39 protein-coding genes are annotated in these 26,033 nt (G+C 62.9%); 35 read left to right on the top strand and 4 right to left on the bottom strand.

Annotated features, from left to right (window positions below; translation table 11 throughout):
• The 13 genes from KW845_RS19990 (at position 1) to rpsQ (ending at position 8,690) form a co-directional block, all read left to right on the top strand.
• The gene (locus tag KW845_RS19990; RefSeq protein ID WP_218371071.1) at positions 1–648 is read left to right on the top strand and encodes a helix-turn-helix domain-containing protein; all 648 of its coding nucleotides are present in this window, start codon (positions 1–3) and stop codon (positions 646–648) included.
• Positions 649–687: 39 nt separating this feature from the next.
• A complete protein-coding gene (locus KW845_RS19995; protein ID WP_218371072.1) occupies positions 688–2,469 on the top strand; it encodes a gamma-glutamyltransferase in 1,782 nt (593 codons plus the stop codon).
• On the top strand, positions 2,466–3,764 hold the full coding sequence (locus KW845_RS20000) for an FAD-binding oxidoreductase (RefSeq protein ID WP_218371073.1): 1,299 nt from the start codon (positions 2,466–2,468) through the stop codon (positions 3,762–3,764). The genes KW845_RS19995 and KW845_RS20000 overlap by 4 nt, the downstream gene beginning before the upstream one ends.
• A 168-nt stretch (positions 3,765–3,932) precedes the next feature.
• Positions 3,933–4,622 carry a 50S ribosomal protein L3 gene (gene rplC, locus KW845_RS20005; RefSeq protein ID WP_218371074.1) on the top strand — a complete coding sequence of 230 codons (690 nt, stop codon included), beginning with the start codon at positions 3,933–3,935 and terminating at the stop codon, positions 4,620–4,622.
• A 5-nt stretch (positions 4,623–4,627) separates the two neighbouring features.
• Positions 4,628–5,245 (top strand): 50S ribosomal protein L4, encoded by a 618-nt coding sequence (rplD, locus tag KW845_RS20010; RefSeq protein ID WP_218371075.1) that lies wholly within the window; start codon positions 4,628–4,630, stop codon positions 5,243–5,245.
• Positions 5,242–5,538 carry a 50S ribosomal protein L23 gene (gene rplW / locus KW845_RS20015; RefSeq protein ID WP_218371076.1) on the top strand — a complete coding sequence of 99 codons (297 nt, stop codon included), beginning with the start codon at positions 5,242–5,244 and terminating at the stop codon, positions 5,536–5,538. Before rplD ends, rplW begins: the two co-directional genes overlap by 4 nt.
• Positions 5,539–6,366 carry a 50S ribosomal protein L2 gene (gene rplB / locus KW845_RS20020; RefSeq protein WP_218371077.1) on the top strand — a complete coding sequence of 276 codons (828 nt, stop codon included), beginning with the start codon at positions 5,539–5,541 and terminating at the stop codon, positions 6,364–6,366.
• Positions 6,367–6,378: 12 nt separating this feature from the next.
• Positions 6,379–6,654 (top strand): 30S ribosomal protein S19, encoded by a 276-nt coding sequence (rpsS, locus tag KW845_RS20025; RefSeq protein ID WP_094798036.1) that lies wholly within the window; start codon positions 6,379–6,381, stop codon positions 6,652–6,654.
• A gap of 3 nt (positions 6,655–6,657) precedes the next feature.
• Positions 6,658–6,987: a 50S ribosomal protein L22 gene (gene rplV / locus KW845_RS20030; protein WP_066124713.1), complete on the top strand. Its 330-nt coding sequence runs from the start codon at positions 6,658–6,660 to the stop codon at positions 6,985–6,987.
• A 9-nt stretch (positions 6,988–6,996) separates the two neighbouring features.
• Positions 6,997–7,788 carry a 30S ribosomal protein S3 gene (gene rpsC, locus KW845_RS20035; protein WP_218371078.1) on the top strand — a complete coding sequence of 264 codons (792 nt, stop codon included), beginning with the start codon at positions 6,997–6,999 and terminating at the stop codon, positions 7,786–7,788.
• Positions 7,789–7,790: 2 nt separating this feature from the next.
• Entirely contained in the window at positions 7,791–8,207 is a 417-nt protein-coding gene (rplP, locus tag KW845_RS20040; RefSeq protein WP_006389610.1) for a 50S ribosomal protein L16, read from the top strand.
• 10 nt (positions 8,208–8,217) lie between these two features.
• Positions 8,218–8,409, top strand: a complete 192-nt coding sequence (gene rpmC, locus KW845_RS20045; protein WP_218371079.1) for a 50S ribosomal protein L29 — start codon at positions 8,218–8,220, stop codon at positions 8,407–8,409.
• Between the two features lie 2 nt (positions 8,410–8,411).
• A complete protein-coding gene (gene rpsQ, locus KW845_RS20050; protein WP_012251761.1) occupies positions 8,412–8,690 on the top strand; it encodes a 30S ribosomal protein S17 in 279 nt (92 codons plus the stop codon).
• Positions 8,691–8,891: 201 nt separating this feature from the next.
• Here rpsQ and KW845_RS20055 read toward each other — a convergent pair whose 3' ends face one another.
• Positions 8,892–10,319 carry an NAD-dependent succinate-semialdehyde dehydrogenase gene (locus KW845_RS20055; protein ID WP_218371080.1) on the bottom strand — a complete coding sequence of 476 codons (1,428 nt, stop codon included), beginning with the start codon at positions 10,317–10,319 and terminating at the stop codon, positions 8,892–8,894.
• A gap of 199 nt (positions 10,320–10,518) precedes the next feature.
• On the opposite strand from KW845_RS20055, the gene KW845_RS20060 reads away from it, so the two are divergent.
• The 19 genes from KW845_RS20060 (at position 10,519) to rplQ (ending at position 20,546) form a co-directional block, all read left to right on the top strand.
• Positions 10,519–11,271, top strand: a complete 753-nt coding sequence (locus KW845_RS20060; RefSeq protein WP_218371081.1) for an aspartyl/asparaginyl beta-hydroxylase domain-containing protein — start codon at positions 10,519–10,521, stop codon at positions 11,269–11,271.
• Between the two features lie 326 nt (positions 11,272–11,597).
• On the top strand, positions 11,598–11,966 hold the full coding sequence (gene rplN, locus KW845_RS20065) for a 50S ribosomal protein L14 (RefSeq protein WP_003806916.1): 369 nt from the start codon (positions 11,598–11,600) through the stop codon (positions 11,964–11,966).
• A gap of 10 nt (positions 11,967–11,976) precedes the next feature.
• Positions 11,977–12,297: a 50S ribosomal protein L24 gene (gene rplX / locus KW845_RS20070; protein WP_218371082.1), complete on the top strand. Its 321-nt coding sequence runs from the start codon at positions 11,977–11,979 to the stop codon at positions 12,295–12,297.
• A gap of 12 nt (positions 12,298–12,309) precedes the next feature.
• The gene (rplE, locus tag KW845_RS20075; RefSeq protein ID WP_218371083.1) at positions 12,310–12,849 is read left to right on the top strand and encodes a 50S ribosomal protein L5; all 540 of its coding nucleotides are present in this window, start codon (positions 12,310–12,312) and stop codon (positions 12,847–12,849) included.
• A 12-nt stretch (positions 12,850–12,861) separates the two neighbouring features.
• The gene (gene rpsN / locus KW845_RS20080; protein WP_218371084.1) at positions 12,862–13,167 is read left to right on the top strand and encodes a 30S ribosomal protein S14; all 306 of its coding nucleotides are present in this window, start codon (positions 12,862–12,864) and stop codon (positions 13,165–13,167) included.
• A 10-nt stretch (positions 13,168–13,177) separates the two neighbouring features.
• A complete protein-coding gene (gene rpsH, locus KW845_RS20085; RefSeq protein ID WP_218371085.1) occupies positions 13,178–13,573 on the top strand; it encodes a 30S ribosomal protein S8 in 396 nt (131 codons plus the stop codon).
• A 12-nt stretch (positions 13,574–13,585) separates the two neighbouring features.
• Positions 13,586–14,119: a 50S ribosomal protein L6 gene (gene rplF, locus KW845_RS20090; RefSeq protein WP_218371086.1), complete on the top strand. Its 534-nt coding sequence runs from the start codon at positions 13,586–13,588 to the stop codon at positions 14,117–14,119.
• Between the two features lie 21 nt (positions 14,120–14,140).
• Complete coding sequence (gene rplR, locus KW845_RS20095; RefSeq protein ID WP_218371087.1) at positions 14,141–14,506, top strand: 50S ribosomal protein L18; 366 nt, start codon at positions 14,141–14,143, stop codon at positions 14,504–14,506.
• A 15-nt stretch (positions 14,507–14,521) separates the two neighbouring features.
• Entirely contained in the window at positions 14,522–15,043 is a 522-nt protein-coding gene (gene rpsE / locus KW845_RS20100) for a 30S ribosomal protein S5 (RefSeq protein ID WP_218371088.1), read from the top strand.
• Positions 15,044–15,046: 3 nt separating this feature from the next.
• Complete coding sequence (gene rpmD / locus KW845_RS20105) at positions 15,047–15,232, top strand: 50S ribosomal protein L30 (RefSeq protein WP_218371089.1); 186 nt, start codon at positions 15,047–15,049, stop codon at positions 15,230–15,232.
• A gap of 9 nt (positions 15,233–15,241) precedes the next feature.
• Positions 15,242–15,682, top strand: a complete 441-nt coding sequence (gene rplO / locus KW845_RS20110) for a 50S ribosomal protein L15 (RefSeq protein WP_218371090.1) — start codon at positions 15,242–15,244, stop codon at positions 15,680–15,682.
• Between the two features lie 14 nt (positions 15,683–15,696).
• On the top strand, positions 15,697–17,025 hold the full coding sequence (gene secY / locus KW845_RS20115) for a preprotein translocase subunit SecY (protein ID WP_218371091.1): 1,329 nt from the start codon (positions 15,697–15,699) through the stop codon (positions 17,023–17,025).
• 8 nt (positions 17,026–17,033) lie between these two features.
• Entirely contained in the window at positions 17,034–17,252 is a 219-nt protein-coding gene (infA, locus tag KW845_RS20120) for a translation initiation factor IF-1 (protein WP_003806927.1), read from the top strand.
• A gap of 33 nt (positions 17,253–17,285) precedes the next feature.
• The gene (rpmJ, locus tag KW845_RS20125) at positions 17,286–17,399 is read left to right on the top strand and encodes a 50S ribosomal protein L36 (protein ID WP_003806928.1); all 114 of its coding nucleotides are present in this window, start codon (positions 17,286–17,288) and stop codon (positions 17,397–17,399) included.
• 42 nt (positions 17,400–17,441) lie between these two features.
• The gene (gene rpsM / locus KW845_RS20130; RefSeq protein WP_218371092.1) at positions 17,442–17,807 is read left to right on the top strand and encodes a 30S ribosomal protein S13; all 366 of its coding nucleotides are present in this window, start codon (positions 17,442–17,444) and stop codon (positions 17,805–17,807) included.
• Between the two features lie 15 nt (positions 17,808–17,822).
• Positions 17,823–18,224 (top strand): 30S ribosomal protein S11, encoded by a 402-nt coding sequence (rpsK, locus tag KW845_RS20135; protein ID WP_006216516.1) that lies wholly within the window; start codon positions 17,823–17,825, stop codon positions 18,222–18,224.
• Positions 18,225–18,235: 11 nt separating this feature from the next.
• Positions 18,236–18,859, top strand: a complete 624-nt coding sequence (rpsD, locus tag KW845_RS20140; RefSeq protein WP_218371093.1) for a 30S ribosomal protein S4 — start codon at positions 18,236–18,238, stop codon at positions 18,857–18,859.
• 198 nt (positions 18,860–19,057) lie between these two features.
• Positions 19,058–20,044, top strand: a complete 987-nt coding sequence (gene rpoA, locus KW845_RS20145; RefSeq protein ID WP_207404982.1) for a DNA-directed RNA polymerase subunit alpha — start codon at positions 19,058–19,060, stop codon at positions 20,042–20,044.
• 106 nt (positions 20,045–20,150) lie between these two features.
• Positions 20,151–20,546: a 50S ribosomal protein L17 gene (gene rplQ, locus KW845_RS20150; protein ID WP_218371094.1), complete on the top strand. Its 396-nt coding sequence runs from the start codon at positions 20,151–20,153 to the stop codon at positions 20,544–20,546.
• Positions 20,547–20,633: 87 nt separating this feature from the next.
• On the opposite strand, the gene KW845_RS20155 is transcribed toward rplQ, so the two are convergent.
• Positions 20,634–21,068, bottom strand: coding sequence for an HIT family protein (locus KW845_RS20155; protein WP_218371095.1), 435 nt, complete (start codon positions 21,066–21,068; stop codon positions 20,634–20,636).
• A gap of 100 nt (positions 21,069–21,168) precedes the next feature.
• Between KW845_RS20155 and cutA the strand changes: the two genes are divergently transcribed.
• Positions 21,169–21,504 (top strand): divalent-cation tolerance protein CutA, encoded by a 336-nt coding sequence (gene cutA / locus KW845_RS20160; protein WP_218371096.1) that lies wholly within the window; start codon positions 21,169–21,171, stop codon positions 21,502–21,504.
• Positions 21,505–21,569: 65 nt separating this feature from the next.
• Positions 21,570–23,450 carry a protein-disulfide reductase DsbD gene (dsbD, locus tag KW845_RS20165; RefSeq protein WP_218371097.1) on the top strand — a complete coding sequence of 627 codons (1,881 nt, stop codon included), beginning with the start codon at positions 21,570–21,572 and terminating at the stop codon, positions 23,448–23,450.
• Between the two features lie 16 nt (positions 23,451–23,466).
• Here the strand turns inward: dsbD and hemB are convergent, their stop codons facing one another.
• Positions 23,467–24,480 (bottom strand): porphobilinogen synthase, encoded by a 1,014-nt coding sequence (hemB, locus tag KW845_RS20170; RefSeq protein WP_218371098.1) that lies wholly within the window; start codon positions 24,478–24,480, stop codon positions 23,467–23,469.
• A complete protein-coding gene (yihA, locus tag KW845_RS20175; protein WP_218371099.1) occupies positions 24,477–25,100 on the bottom strand; it encodes a ribosome biogenesis GTP-binding protein YihA/YsxC in 624 nt (207 codons plus the stop codon). Before yihA ends, hemB begins: the two co-directional genes overlap by 4 nt.
• A 201-nt stretch (positions 25,101–25,301) precedes the next feature.
• On the opposite strand from yihA, the gene KW845_RS20180 reads away from it, so the two are divergent.
• Complete coding sequence (locus KW845_RS20180) at positions 25,302–26,003, top strand: cytochrome c (RefSeq protein ID WP_218371438.1); 702 nt, start codon at positions 25,302–25,304, stop codon at positions 26,001–26,003.
• The last annotated feature ends 30 nt before the right edge of the window (positions 26,004–26,033 follow it).

A 26,033-nucleotide genomic window follows, 5' to 3' on the forward strand; every position in this document is an offset into this window, starting at 1 on the left:
ATGACATACAGTAAAGCTCGCTCGATCGCGAGCGAACTGCCGGAAAATGGTGCCGACCCACGCCTGGATGGCGACGTTGCCACATGGACCGAAGGCATCGGCCAGAAACTGCGCCAGCGGCGCAAGGTCCGGCGCAAGTCCTTGAAAGAAGTGGCGACCCGGTCCAGCCTTTCCATCGGGCTGCTTAGCCAGATCGAAAGGGGTATTTCATCGCCGTCGCTGCGCTCGCTCAAGCAAATATGCGAAGCACTGGAAATGCCCATGTCGTGGCTGTTCGACAAAGAGGCTTACCGTGAGTTGGAACCTGAACCCTGGGTCGTGCGTCAGGCGCAGCGGCGGCGCATGAACCTGGGTTCGGGAAGCATGATCAAGGATATCCTGTCGCCCGACTCCATTTCCGAGATCCAGCTGATGCGGTTCGTCATTCATCCCGGCGGCCGCTCCGGCGACAGCCCGGCACAGCACCCGACGGGCGCCAAGTGTGGAACCGTACTGTCGGGCAGCCTGGGGCTGGAGATCAACGGCCAGGAACATATCCTCAACCAGGACGATTCCTTCGCATTCAAGGCGAATGCGCAGTACAGATTCTGGGCGGTCGGCGATACGGACTGTGAGGTGATCTGGGCCGTCACGCCGGCATTGTATTAGCCGGCTCGTGCCAGTGCGGCGGCCGCGAAGGAGATAGCCATGAAATCGTACCAAAGGATCACTCGCAGCGGCGCGTGCGGTGGCAGGGGGGCCGTGGCCGCGGCCCGGTATCCCTCTGTACAGGCTGCCATCGGCATGCTCGAAGCCGGCGGCAACGCCATCGACGCCGCCGTGGCCGCGGCTTTTGTGGCAGGTGTCGTGGAACCCATGGAAACTACGCTGGCCGGCTCGGGTTTCATGCTGGTGGGTTTACCCGGTGGGCAAGCCCATAGCGTCGAGTTCGGCCCCCGCGCGCCCAAGCGCGCCCATGCCGGCATGTATCGCATCGACACCAGCCGCCAGATTGATCGCGGCTTGGGCGTGTCGGTCGTCGTGGACGACGAGAACGTACAGGGCGCCAAGGCCGCGGGCGTGCCGGCTACCCTGGCGGGCCTGGCTCGTGCGCAAGGGCGCTTCGGGCGCCTTGCGCTGGCCACGGTGATGGCGCCCGCCATCCGGGCTGCCTATGACGGGTTCGAGTGCGACTCGTATTTTGCTCTCGAGGCGCTCGACAACCTGGCGGCACTGCGTGCGGACCCGGGCGCCGCGGCGCTATTCCTGCGCGATGGCGTGCCGCCGGTTCCCGCACATCTGGGCAAAACGACGTTGGCACGGCCAGAGCGCATTCGCCAGCCCGCGCTGGGGCGAACCCTGGAGAGCATCGCCGCCCACGGTATCCGCGCTTTTTATGAGGGCGAATTGGGCGTAGCGTTTCTTCGCACACACCGCGATCGCGGTGGCTTGCTCGAGCGCGAAGACCTGCTGGCTGTGGCACCGGCCTTCATCAAGCCCCGCACCCTGGCATACCGCGATGCACGCATCCTGGCGCCTTGCGCGCCGTGCGGGGCGGTCACGGAATTGCAGATACTGAACATTTGGCAGGCCTTGTATCCCGATCCCGCCTCGATGCGCTTCGATGCCGAGGCCTTGCGGCGGCTGGCCGAGGCAAGCTGGCACGCGTTCGCCGACCGCTATCACTGGCTGGGGGATTCCGCCTTGGTGCCGGTTCCGGAAGCCGGTCTGCTTTCGCAACGTTATGCCGACAGCATTGCGCAGTGCATTCTGCGCGGCGACCCCCCACCGCGGGCATCGGCCCCGGAAGGTGGCATTGCGGAGACACCCTGGAACTACTTCGCCCGGCATGCCGCGCATGATCCCTGGGCCTTCGACGCCACGGGTGCCGCTCCCATTCAGTGGGCCCCACAAGGGGCAAGCTCGCCCACCGCAGGCACCACGCACGTCTCTGTCACCGATAACGAGGGGATGTCGGTAGCCATCACTCACACGGCCGCCAATCACTGCGGAGCCAAGGTCGTCTGCGAGCGGACCGGCCTGCTGCTCGATGCGGCGATGGGCTGGTTCAACGCCTGCCCGGACGCCGCCAACAGTATCGCCGGCGGCAAGCGGCCCTTGGCCAATATGGGGCCGGTCCTGCTAGAGCGCGGCGGCAGGTATGCGGCGATCGGCGCCCCCGGCGGGCGTCGCATCATTGATGCCGTCGTGCAGGTCGTCATCAACCTGGTCGATCGCACCATGGATGCCGAGGCGGCGATTTCCGCGCCGCGCATCGACGCCAGCGGCACGGGGCTGCTGTATTCCGAACGCCTGCGCGATCTGGTGGCAGCCCTGCCGCAATATTTCGATCCCGCTCTCCAGGTCGATGAGCAGCACCAGGGGTATGGCTACGAGCTGGCTCGTCCCCTGGTCGCCCTGCATGACGGTGCTCATGCACGTGCGGCGATCGACCCGTTCAGCCGGGGTTACGCGGAAGCGCTCCTATGACCCATACCGCTTCTTATACCGAACGGCCCTTTCCGCCGTCGCTGTGGCATGCAACTGCCACGCCGGCCGGCCCGGACGAACCATTGCAGGATGATTGCAGCGTCGATGTTGCCATCGTCGGTGCCGGCTTTACCGGCCTCTCGGCCGCGCTGCACCTGGCTCAGAACGGCGCGAAGGTGTGCGTGCTCGAGGCCGAGCAAGTCGGGTGGGGGGCCTCCGGCCGCAATGGCGGGCAAGTCATCCCCGGGCTGAAATACGACCCGGATGGCATTGCGCGGCGGTTTGGGCCGGATGCGGACTCGCTGATCGAATTGGCCGGGACTGCGGCCGACACCGTGTTCGGCTTGATCGAGCAATTCAATATTCCTTGCGATGCCGTACGCAAGGGATGGATACAGACGGCGCATTCGCCTGCGATGATGCGGCTTGTCGAGAAGCGCGCGCGCCAGTGGGAGCGCCGAGGCGCCCACGTCGAACTGCTCGACCGCGACGCCGTTGCGCAGCGCACCGGTACGCGCAGTTTCGTGGGCGGCTGGGTGGATTACCGGGCCGGTAGCGTACAGCCCTTGAGCTATGCGCGCGGGCTGGCCGCCGCGGCCCGCGGCCTGGGTGCGTCGATATACGGGCAGACGCGAGTCGCCGCGCTAGAGCGCGGCGGCCGGGGCTGGACGGTCACCACCCAGGCGGGGCGAACGGTAAACGCCGAACGGGTGCTACTTGCCACGAATGCGTACACCGACACGTTGTGGCCGGGGCTGCGCCGTTCGATACTGGCCGCCACCAGCTACCTCGTGGCCACCAAGCCTCTGTCGGCTGAACAGGGACGGTCCATCCTCGAGGGAGGCGAAGTATCGTCCGATTCCAAGCGGTTGCTGGTTTACTTCCGCCGCGACGCGAGCGGCCGCCTGGTGCTGGGTGGGCGCGGGCCATTTTCCGATCCGCATTCGCCGGCGCAGTGGCGCCACGTCGAACGTGCGCTGCAGTTGCTTTTTCCCCAATTGGCTGGCGTGGGTTTCGACTATCGCTGGGCTGGGCGCCTGGCGATCACGGCCGATGGGCTTCCGCATGTGCATGAACCGGCACCCGGGTTGAACGTGGTGCTTGGCTACAATGGCCGCGGCGTCGCGCTGGCCACGACGCTGGGCAAGGTGATCGCCTCGTATATCGCCGCCGGATCCCGCGGCGGGCTGCCTTACCCGGTAACCGCCATCCGCCGCATTCCCGGCCATGGCCTGCAACGGGCCTACCTGGCCGCCGGCGTCACCTGGTACCGCCTGCTGGACGCGCTTTCTTGACGCACGGCTTGCAGTCCTTTGATTTAGCGTGCTATTATGCCAAGCTTGCCGTTTTGGCAACAGATGCCGTGGCCGGTAGTTTGGCCAATGGTTACCTGAATTTGTAGGGCTGGAGCCGTTCCCGGCCCGATTAGCCCCGACCAATCGTAGTCGGGAATGGAGAAAACAATGTCGAATTCGACGTCCACGCCCGCCGCGCATCGGTTGGGTCTGGTGGGTCGCAAGGTCGGCATGACCCGCATTTTTACCGAGGAAGGTGAATCCATCCCGGTAACCGTGCTGGACGTGTCGAACAATCGCGTGACCCAGATCAAGTCTCTGGAAGCCGATGGCTATGCCGCGGTCCAAGTGGCTTATGGCACTCGTCGTGCCTCGCGTGTGGCTCAGCCGCAAACCGGCCACTACGCCAAAGCTGGCACTGAAGCCGGCAGCATCCTGAAGGAATTCCGCCTGGATCCGGCCCGTCTGGCCGAATTCACGCCTGGCGCCGTCATTGCCGTGGAATCCGTCTTCGAAGCCGGCCAACAGGTCGACGTCACGGGCACCACCATCGGCAAGGGTTTCGCCGGCACGATCAAGCGCCACCACTTCGGTTCGCAGCGTGCTTCGCACGGTAACTCGCGGTCGCACCGCGTGCCCGGCTCGATCGGCCAGGCGCAAGATCCGGGCCGCATCTTTCCCGGCAAGCGCATGGCTGGCCATCTGGGCGATGTGACCCGTACCGTTCAAAACCTCGACGTCGTGCGTGTTGACGCCGAGCGTGGCCTGCTGCTGGTCAAGGGCGCTGTCCCCGGCCATGCGGGCGGCGATGTCGTCGTGCGTCCGGCCATCAAGGCGCCGGCCAAGAAGGGGGCGTAAGCAACATGGATCTCAAGCTCCTGAACGACCAAGGTCAGGCCGCTACGTTCAGCGCGCCCGACACCATCTTCGGTCGCGATTTCAACGAAGCGCTGGTTCACCAAGTCGTGGTGGCCTACCAGGCCAACGCGCGCAGTGGTAACCGTGCCCAGAAAGACCGCGCCGAAGTCAAGCACTCCACCAAGAAGCCCTGGCGCCAAAAGGGTACCGGCCGCGCTCGCGCCGGTATGACCTCGTCGCCGTTGTGGCGTGGGGGTGGTCGCACTTTCCCGAACTCGCCTGAAGAAAACTTCAGCCAGAAGGTCAACAAGAAGATGTACCGCGCTGGTATCCGCTCGATTCTGTCGCAGCTGGCCCGCGAAGACCGCATCGCCGTCGTTGACACGTTCGACCTCGAATCGCCCAAGACCAAGCTGGCTGCTGCCAAGCTGAAGAGCCTGGGCCTGGATTCGGTGCTGATCATCACCGACGCCGTCGATGAAAATGTTTACCTCGCTACCCGCAACCTGCCGCACGTTGCCGTGGTCGAGCCCCGTTATGCCGATCCGTTGTCGCTGATCCACTACAAGAAAGTGCTGATCACCAAGCCGGCCATCGCTCAACTCGAGGAGATGCTGGGATGAACGCCGAACGCTTGATGCAAGTCATTCTGGCCCCGATCGTGACCGAAAAGGCCACCTTCATCGCCGAGAAGAATCAGCAAGTCGCTTTCCGTGTCGTGGCTGACGCTACCAAGCCGGAAATCAAGGCTGCCGTCGAACTGCTGTTCAAAGTGCAGGTCGAGTCCGTGCAGGTCCTCAACCGTAAGGGCAAAGTCAAGCGCTTTGGCCGCTTCGTGGGTCGCCGCCGCAGTGAGCGCAAGGCCTATGTTGCGCTCAAGGATGGCCAGGAAATCGACTTTGCGGAGGTGAAGTAAATGGCCCTCGTCAAAGTAAAACCGACTTCGGCTGGCCGCCGTGGCATGGTGAAGGTAGTTAGCCCGAATCTGCACAAAGGCGCGCCGCATGCCGCCCTGCTCGAAAAGAAGACTCGTGGCTCGGGCCGTAACAACAACGGCCACATCACGATCCGTCATCGTGGCGGCGGTCATAAGCAGCACTACCGCGTCGTCGACTTCCGTCGCAACAAGGACGGCATTCCGGCCAAGGTGGAACGCCTCGAGTACGACCCCAACCGTACGGCGCACATCGCTCTGCTGTGCTACGCCGACGGCGAACGTCGCTACATCATCGCGCCGCGCGGCCTGGAAGTGGGTGCCACGCTGATCTCGGGCATTGAAGCCCCGATCCGCGCCGGCAACACGCTGCCGATTCGCAACATTCCGGTGGGTACCACGATCCACTGCATCGAAATGATTCCCGGCAAGGGCGCCCAGATGGCGCGTTCGGCTGGCGCGTCGGCGGTGCTGCTGGCCCGTGAAGGCACCTATGCTCAAGTGCGTCTGCGTTCGGGCGAAGTCCGTCGCGTGCATATCGAGTGCCGTGCCACCATCGGTGAAGTCGGTAACGAAGAACACAGCCTGCGCCAGATCGGCAAGGCCGGTGCAATGCGTTGGCGCGGTGTGCGTCCGACGGTTCGTGGCGTGGCCATGAACCCGGTCGATCACCCGCACGGCGGCGGCGAAGGCCGTACCGGCGAAGCACGCGAACCGGTCAGCCCGTGGGGCACGCCCTCGAAGGGTTTCAAGACCCGTCGCAACAAGCGGACGAACAACATGATCGTCCAACGGCGCAAGCGCAAGTAAGAGGCGAACACTATGTCACGTTCGATCAAGAAAGGCCCGTTTGTCGATGCCTACCTCATCAAGAAGGTAGACACGGCTGTTGCGGGCAAAGACAAGAAGCCGATCAAGACCTGGTCGCGTCGTTCCACGATCCTGCCCGAGTTCATCGGTCTGACGATCGCTGTGCACAACGGCCGCCAGCACGTTCCCGTGTACATCAACGAGAACATGGTCGGTCACAAGCTCGGCGAGTTCGCGCTGACCCGTACGTTCAAGGGCCACGCTGCGGACAAGAAGGCGAAGAGGTAAGCGATGGAAACTACTGCCATTATCCGTGGGGTTCACATCTCGGCGCAGAAGACCCGTCTGGTTGCGGACCTGATCCGCGGCAAGTCGGTTGCCCAGGCGCTGAACATCCTCACCTTTTCCCCGAAGAAGGCCGCCGGCATCCTGAAGAAGGCTGTCGAGTCCGCTATCGCCAATGCCGAACACAACGACGGCGCCGATATCGACGAATTGAAAGTCACCACGATTTTCGTCGACAAGGCGCAATCGATGAAGCGTTTCTCGGCTCGTGCAAAGGGCCGCGGCAACCGCATCGAGAAGCAGACCTGCCATATCACGGTCAAGGTCGGAGCCTAAGGAGTCACGATGGGTCAGAAAATTCACCCCACAGGGTTCCGTCTCGCGGTCACCCGTAATTGGTCCTCGCGTTGGTTCGCCGATGACAAAGCTTTCGGCACCATGCTGGCCGAAGACATCCGCGTTCGCGAATACCTGAAGAAGAAGCTCAAGAGCGCCTCGGTTGGCCGAGTCATCATCGAGCGTCCCGCCAAGAACGCCCGCATCACCGTCTACTCGGCTCGTCCGGGCGTGGTGATCGGCAAGCGCGGCGAAGACATCGAAAACCTGAAGGCCGATCTGCAGCGCCTGATGGGCGTGCCTGTGCACGTCAACATCGAGGAAATCCGCAAGCCGGAAACCGACGCTCAACTGATCGCCGATTCGATCTCGCAGCAGCTCGAAAAGCGCATCATGTTCCGCCGCGCCATGAAGCGCGCCATGCAGAACGCAATGCGCCTGGGCGCCCAGGGCATCAAGATCATGAGCTCGGGTCGTCTGAACGGTATCGAAATCGCACGCACCGAGTGGTATCGCGAAGGCCGTGTGCCGCTTCACACGCTGAAAGCCAATATCGACTACGGCACCTCGGAAGCCCACACCACCTATGGTGTGATCGGCATCAAGGTCTGGGTCTACAAAGGCGACATGCTGGCCAACGGCGAATTGCCGCCGGAAGCCGCTACCCCGCGTGAAGAAGAACGCCGTCCGCGTCGCGCACCGCGTGGCGATCGTCCCGATGGCGGTCGTCCCGGTCGTCCAGGTGGTCGTGGCCGTGGTCCCCGCAAGGCGGACGCAGCTCCGGCGCCTGAAGGAGAATAACCATGCTGCAACCCTCTCGCAGAAAATATCGCAAAGAGCAAAAGGGCCGCAACACCGGTCTGGCGACCCGCGGCACGCATGTGTCGTTCGGCGAGTTCGGTCTGAAGGCCACTGGTCGTGGCCGCCTGACCGCACGCCAAATCGAAGCGGCGCGTCGTGCCATCAACCGTCACATCAAGCGTGGCGGCCGTATCTGGATTCGCATTTTCCCGGATAAGCCGATCTCGCAGAAGCCTGCCGAAGTCCGGATGGGTAACGGTAAAGGTAACCCCGAGTACTGGGTCGCCGAAATCCAACCCGGCAAGGTGCTCTACGAAATGGAAGGTGTCAGCGAAGAGCTCGCGCGCGAGGCGTTCCGCCTGGCTGCCGCCAAGCTGCCGATCTCGACCACGTTCGTCGCGCGTCATATCGGTGCTTAAGGAGTACACAATGAAAGCCAGCGAACTCCGTTCGAAAGACGCCGCCGAGCTCGGCAAAGAGCTCGAGAGCCTGCTGAAGGCTCAATTCGGTCTGCGTATGCAGAAGGCCACGCAGCAGCTTGCCAATACCAGCCAGCTGCGCAACGTGCGTCGCGATATCGCGCGCGTGCGTACCTTGCTGACCGAGCAGGCAGGGAAATAATCATGAGCGAAACTCAAAACACTCAAACCAAGCGCCAGCGTACGCTGGTTGGCAAGGTCGTCAGCAACAAGATGGACAAGACGGTCGTCGTTCTGGTCGAACGCCGCGTCAAGCACCCCATCTACGGCAAGATCGTCATGCGTTCGGCGAAGTACAAGGCGCACGATGAATCGAACCAATACAACGAAGGCGACACTGTCGAAATCGCGGAAGGCCGTCCCATCTCGCGTTCCAAGTCCTGGAACGTGGTGCGCCTGGTCGAAGCGGTACGCATCATCTAATTGATGCAAACGGAGCGGCTTGCCGCTCCGCCATGAAAAACGGCAAGGATCATTTCCTTGCCGTTTTTTTATTACCGTCCTTCCAGGTGTCGGTAATTCACCGCACGCGGCGACTAGGCCGGGGACGCAGCGGAGCCGGCTTTGCCGGTCCGCCTGCGTCGCCCCCTTGAGGGGGAAGCGCGTAGCGCTTCGGAGGTGGGCTCAGATATGCGTGATGAACTTGGTGACCAGGTAGCCATCGAAGGTTTCCAGGCCGCCTTCACTGCCGATGCCGCTGTCCTTGATGCCGCCGAACGGGGTCTCAGCCAGGGCGCTGCCAAAGTGGTTGATGTTGACCATACCTGCTTCGAGGCCGTTGCTGACCTTGGTCGCGGTCTGCAGCGAGTTGGTGAATACATACGACGACAGGCCGAACGGCAGGCTGTTGGCACGGCGCAGCACTTCATCGGTGTCTTTGAAACGCACCACCGGTGCCACGGGGCCGAACGGTTCTTCGGTCATCAGCATCGAATCGTCGGGCAGCTCGGTGACCACCGTAGGCGAGAAGAAAAAGCCCTTGCGGTCTAGTGGTTCGCCACCCAGCGCGATCTTGCCGCCATGCTTCTTGGCATCTTCCACGAACTTGCTCATGGCCGGAACGCGACGCTCGTGCGCCAGCGGGCCCATTTGAGTGCCCTCTTCCAGGCCGTCGCCAACCTTGATGCCCTTGAGCACTTCGGTAAAGCGCGCCAGGAACTGTTCGTAGGCGCCTTCTTGCACGTAGAACCGGGTGGGCGACACGCACACCTGGCCGGCATTGCGGATCTTGAACTTGGCCAGCATCTCGGCGGCACGGCCCACGTCGGCATCGTCGAACACCAGCACGGGCGAATGGCCGCCCAGTTCCATTGTGACCCGTTTCATGTGCGCGCCGGCCAGCGCGGCCAGTTGCTTGCCCACCGGCACCGAACCCGTGAACGACACCTTGCGCACGATGGGCGAGCGGATCAGGTAGTCGGAAATCTTGGCAGGTTCACCCCAGACGATATTCAGGCAGCCCTTGGGTAGCCCGGCGTCGTGGAACATGCGCGCGATCGCCATCACTGCGCTGGGTGAATCCTCGGGCCCTTTCAGGATGACGGTGCAGCCGGCGCCCAGCGCCGCGGCGATCTTGCGGATGGCCTGGTTGTACGGGAAGTTCCAGGGCGTGAAGGCAGCGCATACACCAATGGGTTCGCGTACAACGAACTGGCGCACGTCGGGGTTGCGCGGCGGAATGACGCGGCCATAAATGCGGCGGCATTCTTCGGCGTGCCAATCGGCATGTTCGGCGCAGGCGGTGATCTCGCCCACGGACTCGGCCAGCGGCTTGCCCTGGTCCAGGGTCATGTTGCGGCCGATTTCCTTGGCGCGCTCGCGCGACAGCGAGGCCACCTTGCGCAGAATGGTCGAGCGCTCCATGGGCGAGCTGTGCTTCCAGGATTCGAAGGCCCGCTGCGCGGCGGCCAGGGCGCGGTCCAGGTCGGCCTCGGTGGCGTGCGGCAGCTGGCCCAATACTTCCAGGGAGGCCGGATTGATGACGTCCTGGGTGCGGCGACCGTCGCCGGTCAGGAATTCACCGTCGATATACAGCGCCAACTGTTCATACATGCCAGAGTTCCTTGCGAAAAGGGTGGGAATAGCTGTGAGTACCTCTCAGTCTAAACCAGCTTGGGCGCCCGCGCATGGGCCACTGCGCCGCGCGCGGCGGGGGCCAATTGCCTGCGGGCACCGGGCCGGCCGAGAGGCGCCGGCCAGGCAACGGGGCCCGGGACTGCCGTATACTCGCGCACATTCGATCCGCCATGCTATGCAATTGCCCAGCCAGGATATCGCCGCCCCGCGCAGTCTTTTCTCTCGCGTTTTCTTCCGGTTCCTCGACTGGCTGCAGCGCCGCATCGCCCGGGCATCACTGGTGGGCGACAGCCCCATCTTCGACAATGCCGCGTTTGCCTGGATAGGCGCCCTCGAAGCGCACACGCCCGCCATCCGCGACGAGCTGCAAGTCTTGCTGCAAGAGCGCGAACGCCTGCCGGCCTTTCACGAAATCTCTCCAGACGTGGGCATGATCACGGCGGACGACCAATGGAAGACCTTCCTGTTTCTGGCCTACGGCCTGCGGTCCGAGCGCAACCTGGCCCGGTGCCCAGCCACTGCCCGGGCGTTGGCCAGCATCCCCGGCCTGCGCACGGCCTTCTTTTCCATCCTTGAACCCGGCAAGCGGATTCCCCTGCATCGCGGCCCCTACAACGGCGTGCTGCGGTTGCACCTGGGCCTGGTGGTGCCCGAACCGCGCGAACGCTGCTGGATCGAGGTTGGCGGCCAGCGATATGCCTGGGAAGAAGGGCGCGCGGTGGTCTTCGATGACCTGTATCCGCACCAGGTCCACAATGACACGCCAGGGCTGCGGGCGGTGTTGTTCGTCGATTTCGAGCGCCCCTGCCGGGCGCCGGTGCGCTGGCTGAACCGGCTGGTACTGAAAGTGGCGCCTCTGACCGACGAGATCCGGCGGGGCAAGGCCAACCACGACGCCTGGGAAGCCCGCTATTACAAGTATAAATAGTGACGTATCAAATGGCCATTTGGCCACATGCGTAGCGCACCCAGGCAAGGTTTTCCAGATGAGGCTTGCGCTTTTTCTCTCTGCGGGGTAGAATTACCAGCTTTCCCGAGTTGCCATTACCGGATTCGTGCAGCAGCCCATAGGCTGCGGCAGGCCAGCAAGGGTGCCGGGGGAAGTATTCGCAGGATTTCAACCCAGGGTCGCGGCATTGCCTTTGAAGATTGTCTTCGAAGCGGGCGGCGGACCTGACGGGACCAAAACTGGCAGGAAGTGCGGTGTTTCCAGGTGGAAGCCGTAGTTCCGGTTAAGTTGGAACAGGAAAAATCATGATCCAAATGCAGACCACGCTGGACGTGGCCGACAACACCGGTGCGCGCGCTGTCATGTGCATCAAGGTGCTCGGTGGCTCTAAGCGCCGTTATGCCGGTATCGGCGACATCATCAAGGTGAGCGTCAAGGATGCGGCCCCGCGCGGGCGCGTCAAGAAAGGCGAAATCTACAACGCCGTGGTGGTTCGCACCGCCAAGGGCGTGCGCCGCAAAGACGGTTCGCTGATCCGCTTCGGCGGCAATGCCGCCGTGTTGCTCAACGCCAAGCTGGAGCCCATCGGCACCCGCATCTTCGGACCCGTTACGCGTGAACTGCGTACCGAGCGTTTCATGAAGATTGTGTCGCTGGCCCCCGAAGTGCTGTAAGGAGCCCTCGATGAACAACATCCGTAAAGGCGACGAAGTCATCGTCCTGACCGGCCGCGACAAGAAGCGTCGCGGTACCGTGCTGGCTCGCGTCGATGCCGACCATGTCCTGGTCGAGGGCGTCAACGTCGTCAAGAAGCACGTGAAGGCCAATCCCATGGCCAACAACCCGGGCGGTATCGTCGAAAAGACCCTGCCGATCCATATCTCCAACGTGGCGCTGTTCAACCCGGCCACGGGCAAGGGCGATCGCGTCGGCGTGCAAGAAGTCGACGGCCGCAAGGTCCGTGTGTTCCGTTCCAATGGTGCCGTTGTCGGCGCCAAGGCGTAAGGGGCGACAGACATGTCTCGTTTGCAAGATTTCTACAAGAGCAAGGTCGCTCCCGACCTGCAGGCCAAGTTTGGCTACAAGAGCCAGATGGAAGTGCCGCGTATCACCAAGATCACCCTGAACATGGGTGTCTCGGAAGCGGTTGCCGACAAGAAGGTCATCGAACACGCCGTGTCCGACCTGACCAAGATTGCCGGCCAGAAGCCTGTCGTGACCAAGACCCGCAAGGCTATCGCCGGTTTCAAGATCCGCGAAAACTACCCGATCGGTTGCATGGTTACGCTGCGTGGCCAACGCATGTACGAATTCCTGGATCGCCTGGTGGCGGTTGCGCTGCCTCGTGTGCGCGACTTCCGCGGTATCTCGGGTCGTGCGTTCGACGGCCGTGGCAACTACAACATCGGTGTGAAAGAGCAGATCATTTTCCCCGAAATCGAGTACGACAAGATCGACGCGTTGCGTGGGCTGAACATCAGCATCACCACCACCGCCAAGACCGACGACGAAGCCAAGGCGCTGTTGACCGCCTTCAGCTTCCCGTTCCGTAACTAAGAGGCTGATGACGTGGCTAAACTTTCCCTCATCAATCGCGACATCAAGCGCGCCAAGCTGGCTGACAAGTACGCCGCCAAGCGTGTCGAACTGAAAGCGATTATCGACGACCAGTCGAAGAGCGACGAAGACCGTTACCAAGCTCGGCTGAAGCTGCAACAACTGCCGCGCAATGCCAACCCCACGCGTCAGCGTAACCGCTGCGTCGTCACGGGTCGCTCGCGCGGCGTCTTCCGCAAGTTTGGGCTGACCCGCCACAAACTGCGTGAAATGGCGATGAAGGGGGAAATCCCCGGCATCACCAAGGCCAGCTGGTAGGAGAAAAAACATGAGCATGAGCGATCCCATCGCCGATATGCTGACTCGCATTCGCAATGCGCAGCAAGTTGACAAAGTCACGGTGAACATGCCCTCCTCGAAGCTGAAGGCGGCTATTGCCGCTGTGCTGCAGGATGAAGGCTATATCGATGGCTTTGCCGTCAAGGGTACGCAGGCTAAGCCTGAGCTGGAAATCACCCTGAAGTACTACGCTGGCCGTCCGGTTATCGAGCGCATCGAACGCGTTTCGCGCCCCGGTCTGCGTATCTACAAGGGCCGCAGCAACATTCCTCAGGTCATGAATGGCCTGGGCGTGGCTATCGTTTCGACTTCGCGCGGCGTCATGACCGACCGCAAGGCCCGTGCCAATGGCGTCGGCGGCGAAGTGCTGTGCTACGTGGCCTAAGGAGATACTCGAATGTCACGTATCGCTAAATATCCGGTCGAGCTGCCCAAGGGGGTTGAAGCCAACCTCCAACAGGACCAGATCACCGTCAAGGGCCCCTTGGGCACCCTGAGCCAGACACTGACCGGCGACGTTACCGTTGCGCTGGACAATGGCAAGCTGACGTTTGTGGCTGCCAACGACTCGCGCCATGCTGGCGCCATGTCAGGTACCGTGCGCGCACTGGTGGCCAATATGGTTACCGGCGTGAGCAAGGGCTTCGAACGCAAGCTGAACCTGGTCGGCGTGGGCTATCGCGCCCAGGTCCAAGGCGATGCTGTCAAGCTGCAGCTGGGCTTTTCGCACGACATCGTGCACAAGCTGCCTGCTGGCGTAAAGGCCGAGTGCCCCACCCAGACGGAAATCGTCATCAAGGGCTCCAACAAGCAAGTCGTTGGTCAGGTGGCCGCTGAACTCCGCGCCTATCGCGAACCCGAACCCTACAAGGGCAAGGGCGTGCGCTATGCGGACGAACGCGTCGTCATCAAAGAAACCAAGAAGAAATAACGGCGCACGCAAGGACGAATCATGGACAAAAAAGTTTCCCGTTTGCGTCGTGCGGTTCCGACCCGCCGGAAGATCTTCGAGCTGCGCGTTCACCGCCTCTCGATTTTCCGCTCGAACCTGCACATTTACGCCAACATCATTTCGCCGGAGGGCGATCGCGTGCTGGTCAGCGCTTCGACGCTGGAGCCCGAAGTGCGTGCGCAACTGGCTGGCCAAAGCGGCCAGGGTGGCAACACCGCCGCTGCCACGCTGGTGGGCAAGCGCGTTGCCGAAAAGGCCAAGGCAGCCGGTATCGAACTGGTGGCTTTCGATCGCTCGGGCTTTCGTTACCATGGCCGCGTGAAAGCGCTGGCCGATGCCGCGCGTGAAGCCGGCCTGAAGTTCTAAGCGAGGATCTGTCAAATGGCTAAAGTACAAGGCAAAGGCGCCGCGGAAAAAGAGAACGACGACGGCCTGCGCGAAAAGATGATCGCGGTCAACCGCGTCAGCAAGGTGGTCAAGGGTGGTCGCACCATGAGCTTCGCCGCGCTGAGCGTGGTGGGCGACGGCGACGGCCGCATCGGCATGGGCAAGGGCAAGGCGCGTGAAGTGCCGGTGTCCGTCCAGAAGGCAATGGAACAGGCCCGTCGCGGCATGTTCAAGGTTGCGCTGAAGAACGGCACGCTGCACCACACCGTGGTGGGCAAGCATGGCGCTTCCACCGTGCTGATCTCGCCCGCGGCCGAAGGTACCGGCGTGATTGCCGGCGGCCCGATGCGCGCCATCTTCGAAGTGATGGGTGTGCGCAACGTGGTTGCCAAGAGCCTCGGCTCGAGCAATCCCTACAACATGGTCCGTGCCACGCTGAATGGCCTGCGCGCTTCCCTGACTCCGTCGGAAGTCGCTGCCAAGCGCGGCAAGACTGTCGAAGAGATCCTGGGGTAAATCATGGCTCAGAAGCAGATCAAAGTTACCCTCGTGCGCTCGGTGATCGGCACCAAGCAGTCCCATCGCGACACCGTGCGCGGCCTGGGTCTGCGCCGTATCAACAGCAGCCGCGTTCTGGTCGACACGCCCGAGGTGCGCGGGATGATCCGCAAGGTGGATTATCTCATCTCCGTCTCGGAAGCCTAAGGAATCACGATGTCGGATATTCAACTCAATTCGCTGAAGCCCGCCGAGGGCTCCAAGCACGCCAAGCGCCGCGTCGGCCGTGGCATCGGTTCGGGTCTGGGTAAAACCGCCGGCCGTGGCCACAAGGGCCAGAAGTCGCGTTCGGGCGGCTTCCACAAGGTCGGTTTCGAAGGCGGCCAGATGCCGCTGCAGCGTCGCCTGCCCAAGCGTGGCTTTACGCCGCTGGGTCAGCATCTGTACGCCGAGGTTCGCCTGTCGGAGCTGCAAGCCCTGACCGCCGACGAAGTCGACGTGCAAGTGCTGAAGGCCGCTGGTGTCGTTGGCCAGGCGGTTCGCTACGCCAAGGTCATCAAGTCGGGTGAACTCTCGCGCAAAGTGACGCTCAAGGGCATCACCGCGACGGCTGGCGCGCGCGCCGCCATCGAAGCCGCGGGCGGCTCGCTTGCTTGATTGCGGGGTAACACGTGGCTAACGCACAGGCACTGGGCAAAACTGGAGCACGATACGGCGACTTGAAGCGTCGGCTCGTGTTCTTGGTGCTCGCCCTGGTGGTTTACCGGCTGGGTACGCACATCCCTGTTCCGGGCATCAACCCGGACGCGCTGGCGGACCTGTTCCGCCAGAACCAGGGCGGGATCCTGGGCCTGTTCAACATGTTCTCGGGCGGCGCGTTGTCGCGCTTTTCGATCTTCGCCCTGGGCATCATGCCGTACATCTCTGCATCGATCATCATGCAGCTGATGTCCGTGGTGGTGCCCTCGCTGGAAGCCCTCAAGAAAGAGGGCGAGGCCGGCCGCCGCAAGATCACCCAATACACTCGCTACGGCACGGTCGTGCTGGCGCTGGTGCAGGCGGTGGGCATTTCGGTGGCGCTGGAATCCCAGCCGGGCCTGGTGATCGATCCGGGCATGTTGTTCCGCTTCACAACCGTCGTAACCCTGCTGACCGGCACCATGTTCATGATGTGGCTGGGCGAGCAGATCACCGAGCGGGGCCTGGGCAACGGTATTTCGATCCTGATTTTCGCAGGTATCGTGGCCGGCTTGCCTTCGGCACTGGCTGGGTTGCTGGATCTGGTCCGTACCAATGCGATGTCGGTGCCGTCGGCGCTGTTCGTCGTGGCGCTGGTGGTGCTGGTGACCGCCTTCGTGGTGTTCGTGGAACGCGGACAGCGCAAGATCACGGTCAACTACGCCAAGCGCCAGGTGGGCAACAAGATTTATGGTGGCCAGAGCTCGCATTTGCCGCTGAAAGTGAACATGGCTGGGGTGATTCCGCCGATCTTCGCATCGTCGATCATTCTGTTCCCGGCCACGATCACAAGCTGGTTCTCGACCGGTGATCGCATGCTGTGGTTGCGTGACCTGGCTGCGGCTCTCGAGCCCCGCCAACCGCTTTACATTACGTTGTACTCGGCCGCTATCATTTTCTTCTGCTTTTTCTATACGGCATTGGTGTTCAATAGCCGCGAAACCGCAGATAACCTGAAGAAGAGCGGTGCTTTCGTTCCTGGTATTCGTCCGGGTGAGCAAACGGCGCGTTACATCGACAAGATCCTGATGCGCTTGACGCTGGTAGGTGCGCTGTACATCACGTTGGTGTGCCTGCTGCCCGAATTCCTGGTGATGCGCTGGAACGTACCGTTTTATTTTGGTGGCACGTCCTTGTTGATTATCGTGGTGGTGACGATGGACTTCATGGCGCAGGTTCAGGCCTACATGATGTCGCACCAGTACGACTCGCTGCTCAAGAAAGCGAACTTCAAGGGTTCCTCGGGTTTGCCGATGCGATAGCAAAGAGAATGTCTAAGGACGACGTCATTCAGATGCAAGGTGAGGTTCTCGAGAACCTTCCCAACGCGACTTTTCGCGTCAAGCTCGAAAACGGCCACGTGGTGCTAGGCCATATTTCCGGCAAGATGCGTATGCATTACATCCGGATCTTGCCGGGCGACAAGGTCACTGTGGAGCTCACGCCCTATGACCTGACGCGGGCAAGAATTGTTTTCCGCTCTAAATGAGCAGACCGGATTACGGAAAATTAGGAGTCAACCATGAAAGTAATGGCATCGGTTAAGCGGATTTGCCGCAACTGCAAAGTTATTAAACGTCACGGCGTGGTGCGCGTTATCTGCACCGACCCGCGTCACAAGCAGCGTCAAGGCTAACCCTGGTTAGCGACACGCAACGGATTTATTCAAGGAACAGTCATGGCCCGTATTGCTGGCATTAACATTCCGCCGCAACAGCACGCCGAAATCGGCCTGACCGCCATTTTTGGCATCGGTCGTACGCGCGCTCGCAAAATTTGCGAAGCAGCAAATGTACCCCTTTCCAAAAAGGTCAAGGACCTGACCGACGCTGAACTGGAACGCATCCGCGAACATGTGGGCGTGTTCTCGGTCGAGGGTGACCTGCGCCGCGAAGTGCAACTGTCGATCAAGCGCTTGATCGACCTGGGCACGTACCGCGGCATGCGTCACAAGCGCGGTTTGCCCGTGCGCGGCCAGCGCACTCGCACCAACGCCCGCACCCGCAAGGGACCGCGTCGTGCTGCTGCGTCCCTGAAGAAATAATCGAGGAACTGGATTATGGCGAAAGCTTCCACCAGCGGCGCTTCGCGCGTACGCAAAAAGGTCAAGAAGAACGTCTCGGACGGCATTGCGCACGTTCACGCGTCGTTCAACAACACCATCATCACCATCACCGACCGTCAGGGCAACGCCTTGTCGTGGGCGACTTCGGGTGGCGCGGGCTTCAAGGGTTCGCGCAAGTCGACGCCGTTCGCTGCTCAGGTGGCCGCCGAGACCGCTGGCCGCGTTGCACTGGAGTACGGCATCAAGACCCTCGAAGTTCGCATCAAGGGTCCTGGTCCCGGTCGTGAGTCGTCCGTGCGTGCTCTGAATGCCCTGGGCATCAAGATCTCGAGCATTGCCGACATCACGCCCGTGCCGCACAACGGCTGCCGTCCGCCGAAGCGTCGTCGTATCTAAAGGGAATCCACATGGCTCGTTATACTGGACCCAAATGCAAGCTCTCGCGCCGCGAGGGTACCGATCTGTTCCTGAAGAGCGCCCGCCGCTCGCTGGATTCCAAGTGCAAGCTGGATTCCAAGCCCGGTCAGCATGGCCGCACTTCGGGTGCCCGCACTTCCGACTACGGTCTGCAACTGCGTGAAAAGCAAAAGCTCAAGCGCATGTACGGCGTGCTGGAAAAGCAGTTCCGCAAGTACTTCGCCGAAGCCGAGCGCCGTCGTGGCAACACCGGCGAAACGCTGATCCAACTGCTGGAATCGCGCCTGGACAACGTGGTGTACCGTATGGGCTTCGGCTCGACGCGTGCCGAGGCTCGCCAGCTGGTCAGCCACCGCGCTATCGAGCTCAATGGCCATACCGCCGACATCGCGTCGCTGATCGTGAAGGCCGGCGACGTGATCACCGTGCGTGAAAAGTCCCAGAAGCAAGGCCGTATCCGCGAATCGCTCGACCTGGCTTCCAGCATCGGCATCCCCCAATGGGTGGAAGTCGACGCCAGCAAGATGGCCGGTACGTTCAAGTCGATGCCCGATCGCGCTGATGTCGCCCGCGACATCAACGAATCGATGGTCGTCGAACTGTACTCGCGTTAATCGATGCAGGCACGGCCCGGCGGCCGTGCAATTTGCGCCGAATACCTGATTGCAGGCTCCGCAACAGCCCGCTTCCGCAAATTTTTGCGGGGCGGGCTTTGCGGTAAGTAACAAGCGGCATTCCTGCCGTGCTTTTTTCTTGTTTCCATCAGCCTTATCGGTGTAACGAGCCGAGGGTATTGAAAAGGAATTCTGTACATGTCCACTCAAGGTTTTCTGAAGCCGCGTTCCATTGAAGTCGAACCGGTCGGCACCCACCACGCCAAGATCGTGATGGAGCCGTTCGAGCGCGGCTACGGCCATACGCTGGGCAACGCTCTGCGCCGCATTTTGCTGTCGTCGATGACGGGCTACGCGCCCACCGAAGTGCAGATGACGGGCGTGGTGCACGAATACTCGACCATTCCCGGCGTTCGCGAAGATGTCGTCGACATCCTGCTGAACCTGAAGGGCGTGGTCTTCAAGCTGCACAACCGCGACGAAGTCACCCTGGTGCTGCGCAAGAACGGCGCGGGCACGGTGCTGGCCAGCGACATCGAACTGCCGCACGACGTCGAGATCATCAATCCCGACCATGTCATCTGCAACCTGACCGAAGCCGGCAAGGTGGAAATGCAGATCAAGGTCGAGAAGGGCCGTGGCTACGTGCCGGGCAACGTGCGTGCGCTGTCTGAAGACCGCACCCATACCATCGGCCGTATCGTGCTGGACGCCTCGTTCAGCCCGGTGCGCCGTGTCAGCTACGCCGTCGAGAGCGCTCGTGTCGAACAGCGCACCGACCTGGACAAGCTGGTGCTGGACATTGAAACCAACGGCGTGATCTCGCCCGAAGAAGCGGTACGCCAATCAGCCCGCATCCTGATGGACCAGATCTCGGTGTTTGCCGCCCTGGAAGGCGCTGGCGATTCGTACGAAGCCCCGGTTCGCGGTACGCCGCAGATCGACCCCGTGCTGCTGCGCCCGGTCGACGACCTGGAGCTGACCGTGCGTTCGGCCAACTGCCTGAAGGCCGAGAACATCTACTACATCGGCGACCTGATCCAACGTACCGAGAACGAACTGCTCAAGACCCCGAACCTGGGTCGCAAGTCGCTCAACGAGATCAAGGAAGTGCTGGCTGCACGTGGCCTGACCCTGGGCATGAAGCTCGAGAATTGGCCGCCCCTGGGCCTGGAACGTCCTTAATTATTTACCCCGTCTTCCACCGGACCGCGGCCTGGCAGCAGGCCGATAGAAGATCCGGATAACCTGGCGGCGCACGCGCCGTCTTTAGATTCGTAAGGAACTTATCATGCGTCACGGTAATGGTTTGCGTAAGCTCAATCGTACTAGCAGCCACCGTCTTGCCATGTTTCGCAACATGGCCGTTTCGTTGATTACCCACGAAGCGATCAAGACCACGCTGCCCAAGGCGAAAGAACTGCGCCGCGTCGTTGAACCCCTTATTACCCTGGGCAAGGAACCCACCCTGGCGAACAAGCGCCTGGCGTTTGCCCGCCTGCGCGATCGCGATGCCGTGGTAAAGCTGTTTGCCGAAATCGGCCCGCGCTACGCGGCCCGCAACGGCGGCTACACCCGCGTGCTGAAGATGGGTTTCCGTCAGGGCGACAATGCTCCCATGGCCTACATGGAGCTGGTTGATCGTCCTGAAGTCGAGGAAACCGAGGCCGACAACGCTGCCGAATAATCCGGCCAGTGGATAAGCGCAAGGGCGGACCCACGGGTCCGCCCTTGTTTTTTGGCGGCCGGGGCCCCGCCCCAGGGCGAAAGCAAATCAGGGCGCCAGCGCCTGACGCAACTGCGCTGCCGTGTCCGCCAACTGGTCGGGGGGGCATTGCGGCGGCATCACGAACTGCAGGTCCTGCTGGGCGATGTACTGTGTGGATGTGACGTCTTGCGGGTGATGCATGGGGATCAGGTGCGCATGGGCATGGGCCACATGGATGCCCGTGAATACGAATCCCACGCGTTCGACCTGGTACAACGCCTTCATGGCGCGCGCCAGTTGCTGGCCGAGCGCCAGGATGCGGTTGCCCACCGCGGCAGGCATGTCTTCGAAGTACGCGTAATGCTGCTTGGGTATGACCAGCACGTGGCCGGGGCGTACCGGCTGGATGTCCAGGAATGCCAGGATCTGGTCGTCTTCGTGGATGATGTGGGCGGGAATCTGGTGCTGGGCAATGCGGCAGAACAGGCAGTTGTCTGACATGGCAACAGGGTCTCGGCTAGGGTGGGCGCGCGGCGCCTCGGGCAGTCCCGATAAAATACCTCATTGACCGGGCGGTATAGGCCGTTTCCAAGGAGCAACCATGTTGCGCGACGACGATATCGTATTGGTGATCAGCAACGCGCCCGATCTTCTGTTGGCCAAACGCATGGCCCATGTGCTGGTCGAGGACGGCCTGGCGGCTTGTGTGAACCTTGGCGCGCCCATTTTGTCCATCTATCGCTGGGAGGGCGAAATCGAAGGGGCGGACGAGATTCCCATGTGGATCAAGACCACCGCAGGCCGCCAGCAGGCCGTGATACAGACGCTGGCCAAGCTGCACCCCTACGACGTGCCCGAGATCATCGTCGTGCCGGTCATAGGCGGCAGCGCGCCGTACCTGGATTGGGTGCGGGCGCAGGTAAACGGCGCACAGTAGTGTCCACAGACTTCGCGGCCGGTTCGCGTTCAGGCGGCGGGGCCGCAAGCAACAAAGAGAATTCGATGCATCAGTACATGGTTCGTGCGCGGCCCGCCTGGCGCGGGTGGTTGGTGGGCTGCCTGGCCCTGCTGGCGGCATGGGCCCTGCTTGCCTGGCGCCCGGCTGCCGCTCTGACCGAAGCCGATTTCTTGCCGCCCGAGCAAGCCTTCGTATTCAGCGCCGCCATGGCCGGCCCCGATACCCTGGAATTGCGCTATCGCATCGCGCCCGGCTATTACATGTATCGCGAGCGCTTCGGGCTGTCGATCAGCCCGCAGGGGGCGGCCACTTTGGGCACGCCCACGTATCCGCCGGGCGATGTCAAGTATGACCCGACCTTCGAGAAGAACATGGAGGTCTACCACCAGCAGGTGTCGATTGCCGTGCCGGTGGCCGGTGAACAGGCTTTCACCCTGACCGTTACCAGCCAGGGCTGCGCCGATGCGGGCTTGTGCTACCCGCCCGCCGACCATACCGTGAAGCTGGTGCCCGTGGCGGGCGGCTATGCGGTGGACGGCGCGGGTGCCGCGCAGGCCGATGGCGGCGCCGCGCCGGGTGCCTCGGGCGGGCTGGGTTCGCTGCTGGCCGCGGGCGATTTGAGCCTGGCCGACGCAATCGGAGGCCTGGGCTGGCTCAAGACCGCGGGCGTGTTCTGGGTGCTGGGGCTGTTGCTGGCATTCACGCCTTGTGTGCTACCCATGATTCCCATTCTGTCGTCCATCGTGGTGGGCGGTACCGGTGACGCGCGTCCCGGCCGCTGGCGCGGCCTGGGCCTGGCGGCGGCCTATGTGCTGGGCATGTCGGTGGTGTACACCGCGCTGGGCGTGGCTGCCGGCCTGAGCGGCGCCGGGCTGGCCGCCTGGTTGCAGACGCCGTGGGTGCTGGCGATTTTTGCGGCCATCCTGGTGGTGCTGGCGCTGGCCACGTTCGGTGCTTTCGATTTCCAGATGCCGGGCTCGGTGCAAAGCTGGCTGTCAGCCCGCTCGGCGCGCATACCCGGCGGGCGGGCCGCCGGGGCCTTGGCCATGGGCGCGATTTCGGCGCTGATCGTGGGGCCTTGCGTGGCGGCGCCGCTGGCTGGCGCCTTGCTGTATATATCGCAGACCGGCGACGTGGTGCTGGGCGGCGCCGCGCTGTTCGCCATGGCGTGGGGCATGGGCGTGCCGCTGCTGATCGTGGGGGCCTCGTCGGGTGCCTTGCTGCCCAAGGCCGGGGCCTGGATGGATGGCGTCAAGCGCGTGTTCGGCATGTTGCTGCTGGCGACCGCCTGGTGGATGCTGATTCCCATCCTGCCGACCTGGCTGCAAATGATGGGTTGGGCATTCCTGGCCATCGTGGCCGCGGTAATGTTGCGTGCCTTCGATGCCCTGCCCGCCGGAGCCGGCGCGCCGCGCATGTTCGCCAAGGGCCTGGGCTTGCTGCTGGCGCTGGCTGGCGTGGCCTGGCTGGTGGGAGCGGCCAGCGGTGGGCGCGATGTGCTGCAGCCCCTGTCGCATCTGGCGCAACGCGCCGACGGGCCGGCGCCTGCGGTGGTGGCCGGGGGGCCGGTCGAGTTCGTGCGGGTACGCAACAATGCCGAGCTGGATGCCCTGCTGGCACAGAGCAACCAGCCCGTCATGCTGGATTTTTATGCCGATTGGTGTGTGTCGTGCCGCGAAATGGAGCGCTTCACGTTTTCCGATCCGGCCGTGGCCAGCCGCATGTCGCGCATGCTGCTGGTGCAAGCCGACGTTACCGAAAACAACGCCGCTGATCGCGCGCTGCTCAAGCGCTTCCGGCTGTTCGGCCCCCCGGGCATTCTGTTCTTCGCGCCGGGCGGGGCGGCCATCGCCGATGCGCGCGTCATCGGCTTCCAGGATGCACCGCGCTTTGCCGCGGTACTCGATCGCGTACTGGCGCGTTAGGTCGCATTAGGACGCCTTACTGCTGCTTCAGCAGCTTGGCCGCTTCCACCGCGAAGTAGGTCAGGATGCCATCGGCGCCCGCGCGCTTGAAGCCCAGCAGCGCTTCCATCATGACCTTGTCGTGGTCCAGCCAGCCATTGGCGGCAGCGGCCTTGATCATGGCGTATTCGCCGCTGACCTGGTAGGCGAAGGTCGGCACCCGGAAGGTGTCCTTGACCCGGCGCAGCACGTCCAGGTAAGGCATGCCGGGCTTGACCATGACCATGTCGGCCCCTTCTTGCAGGTCGGCTGCCACTTCGCGCAGGGCTTCGTCCAGGTTGCCCGGATCCATCTGGTAGGCCATTTTATTGGACTTGCCCAGGTTGGAAGCCGAGCCCACGGCGTCGCGGAACGGGCCGTAGAAGGCGCTGGCGTATTTAGCCGAGTAGGCCATGATGCGAGTGTGGATGTGCTGGTCGGCTTCGAGTGCCTGGCGGATGGCGCCGATGCGGCCGTCCATCATGTCGCTGGGTGCCACGATGTCGACGCCGGCGCCGGCCTGCACCAGGGCCTGGCGAATCAGGATCTGCACCGTGGGCTCGTTCAGCACGTAGCCGTCTTCGTCGATGACGCCGTCCTGGCCGTGGCTGGTGTACGGGTCGAGCGCTACGTCGGTCAGCACCCCGAGTTCGGGAAAGCGCTGTTTCAGGGCTGCGACGACGCGCGGGATCAGGCCGTCGGGGTTGGCGGCCTCGGCGCCGTCGGGCGTCTTGAGCGATGGGTCGATCACCGGAAACAGCGCCATTACCGGAATACCCAGCCCCACGCATTCTTCGGCGGCCGCCAGCAGGGTGTCGGGCGAGTAGCGCACCACCCCGGGCAGCGAAGGCACGGCTTGCCGCAGGCCGTTGCCTTCGGCCACGAACACCGGGTAGATCAGGTCGTTGGCGGTAAGTGCATGCTCGCGCACCAGGCGGCGGGTGAAGTCGTCACGGCGCAGCCGGCGTGGACGCGATACGGGAAAGGCGGGAGAGATGATATGCGGATTCATGGCACTACCTTGGGAGAAATCCAGTTCTCGATGTATTGGGTCGCTTCGGGCAGCCCGATGCGTTCGGTGGCCGAGAAGGGCACCGTATGCAGGGCGCCGATATCGGCCAGGTCTTTGCGCACGGCGAATACGGTGCGCTGACGTTGCCCGAACGGAAGCTTGTCGGCCTTGGTCAGCAGGGCCAGCACCGGACGGCCGGTGGGGGCGATGAAGTCGGCCAGGCGGCGGTCGAGTTCGGTGACGCCGCGGCGGATGTCGATGATCAGCACGATGCCCGCCAGTGAAGGCCGGTCGCGCAGATAGCCGCCCAGGATGTCGGCCCATTTTTCTTTTTCTTTGTGGGCCACCGAGGCATAGCCGTAGCCGGGCAAGTCGACCAGGAAACCCAGCGGTTGTTCGGGCTCCAGCGGGTCGGGCAGGCCGAACAGATTGATCAGGCGCGTGCGCCCGGGCGTCTTGCTGGAGAAGGCCAGGCGGCGCTGATTGCACAGCACATTGATGGCCGACGACTTGCCTGCATTGGAGCGGCCCACGAAACAGACTTCGGGCGCACCAGGGGCGGGCAGCTGATCCAGGCGGGCTGCCGAGATAAAGAAAGAGGCGCGGTGCAGAAGGGACACAGGAGGGGCCGATACGGTTGGTTGCGAACCCTATTGTATAATCGTGCGTTTGCAACAGTGGTCCCCCTGCATTGCGCCGGCTTTTTCCGCCTGTTGACAGCGTAAACGGCCCAGGGCGAATGTATGTTCGATCTGGCACAGCATGGGGCAGGCATGGGGCGCCTTGGCGCCTTGATCGAGATCCGATCGTCGAGGTTTTCAATGAAGCGTGTGCTGTCCCGGATGTTGGTAGCAAGCGGGCTGATGCTCGGTGCGTCCGTAATTTCTTCCAGTTTCGCCGCCGAAGGCGCTGCGACCCCGGCCAAGCCGGATGCCACCAAAGGTGCGCAATTGTATGACCAGGGCGATGCGTCGCGCGGCATCGTGGCCTGTGCGTCCTGTCACGGCGCGGCGGGCAACAGCAGCATCCCCGCCAACCCCAACCTGGCCGCGCAGTCGCACGAATACCTGGCCAAGCAATTGGCCGACTTCCAGACCAAGCAAGGCGCCGACAAGCCGGCGCGCAATGGCGCGGGCGGCAATCCCACGCCCATGACTGCCATGGCCCAGAACCTGACGCCCGAAGACATGCGCAATGTGGCGCTGTACCTGGCGGAGCAGCCGCTGAAAGAACCAGCCACCGCCGGCCACGAAGACCTGGTCGAGCTGGGCCGCAGCATCTGGCGCGGCGGCTTGCCCGATCGCGGCGTGCCGGCCTGCGCATCGTGCCACTCGGCCAACGGTGCCGGGGTGCCCAGCCAATATCCGCGCCTGGCGGGCCAGTTCCCTTCGTACATCGAAGAGCAACTGAAGCTGTTCCGCAGCGGCGATCGTGCCAACAACGAACCCATGCACACCATTGCCGACCGTATGTCGGACACGCACATCAGGGCGGTGTCCGATTTCGCGGCCGGCCTGCGCTAGACGCCGGCCTGATCCACGCGCGGCCGGCCC

Source organism: Bordetella sp. BOR01 (assembly GCF_019218885.1).
In the GTDB taxonomy this organism is placed as follows: Bacteria; Pseudomonadota; Gammaproteobacteria; order Burkholderiales; family Burkholderiaceae_B; genus Bordetella_A.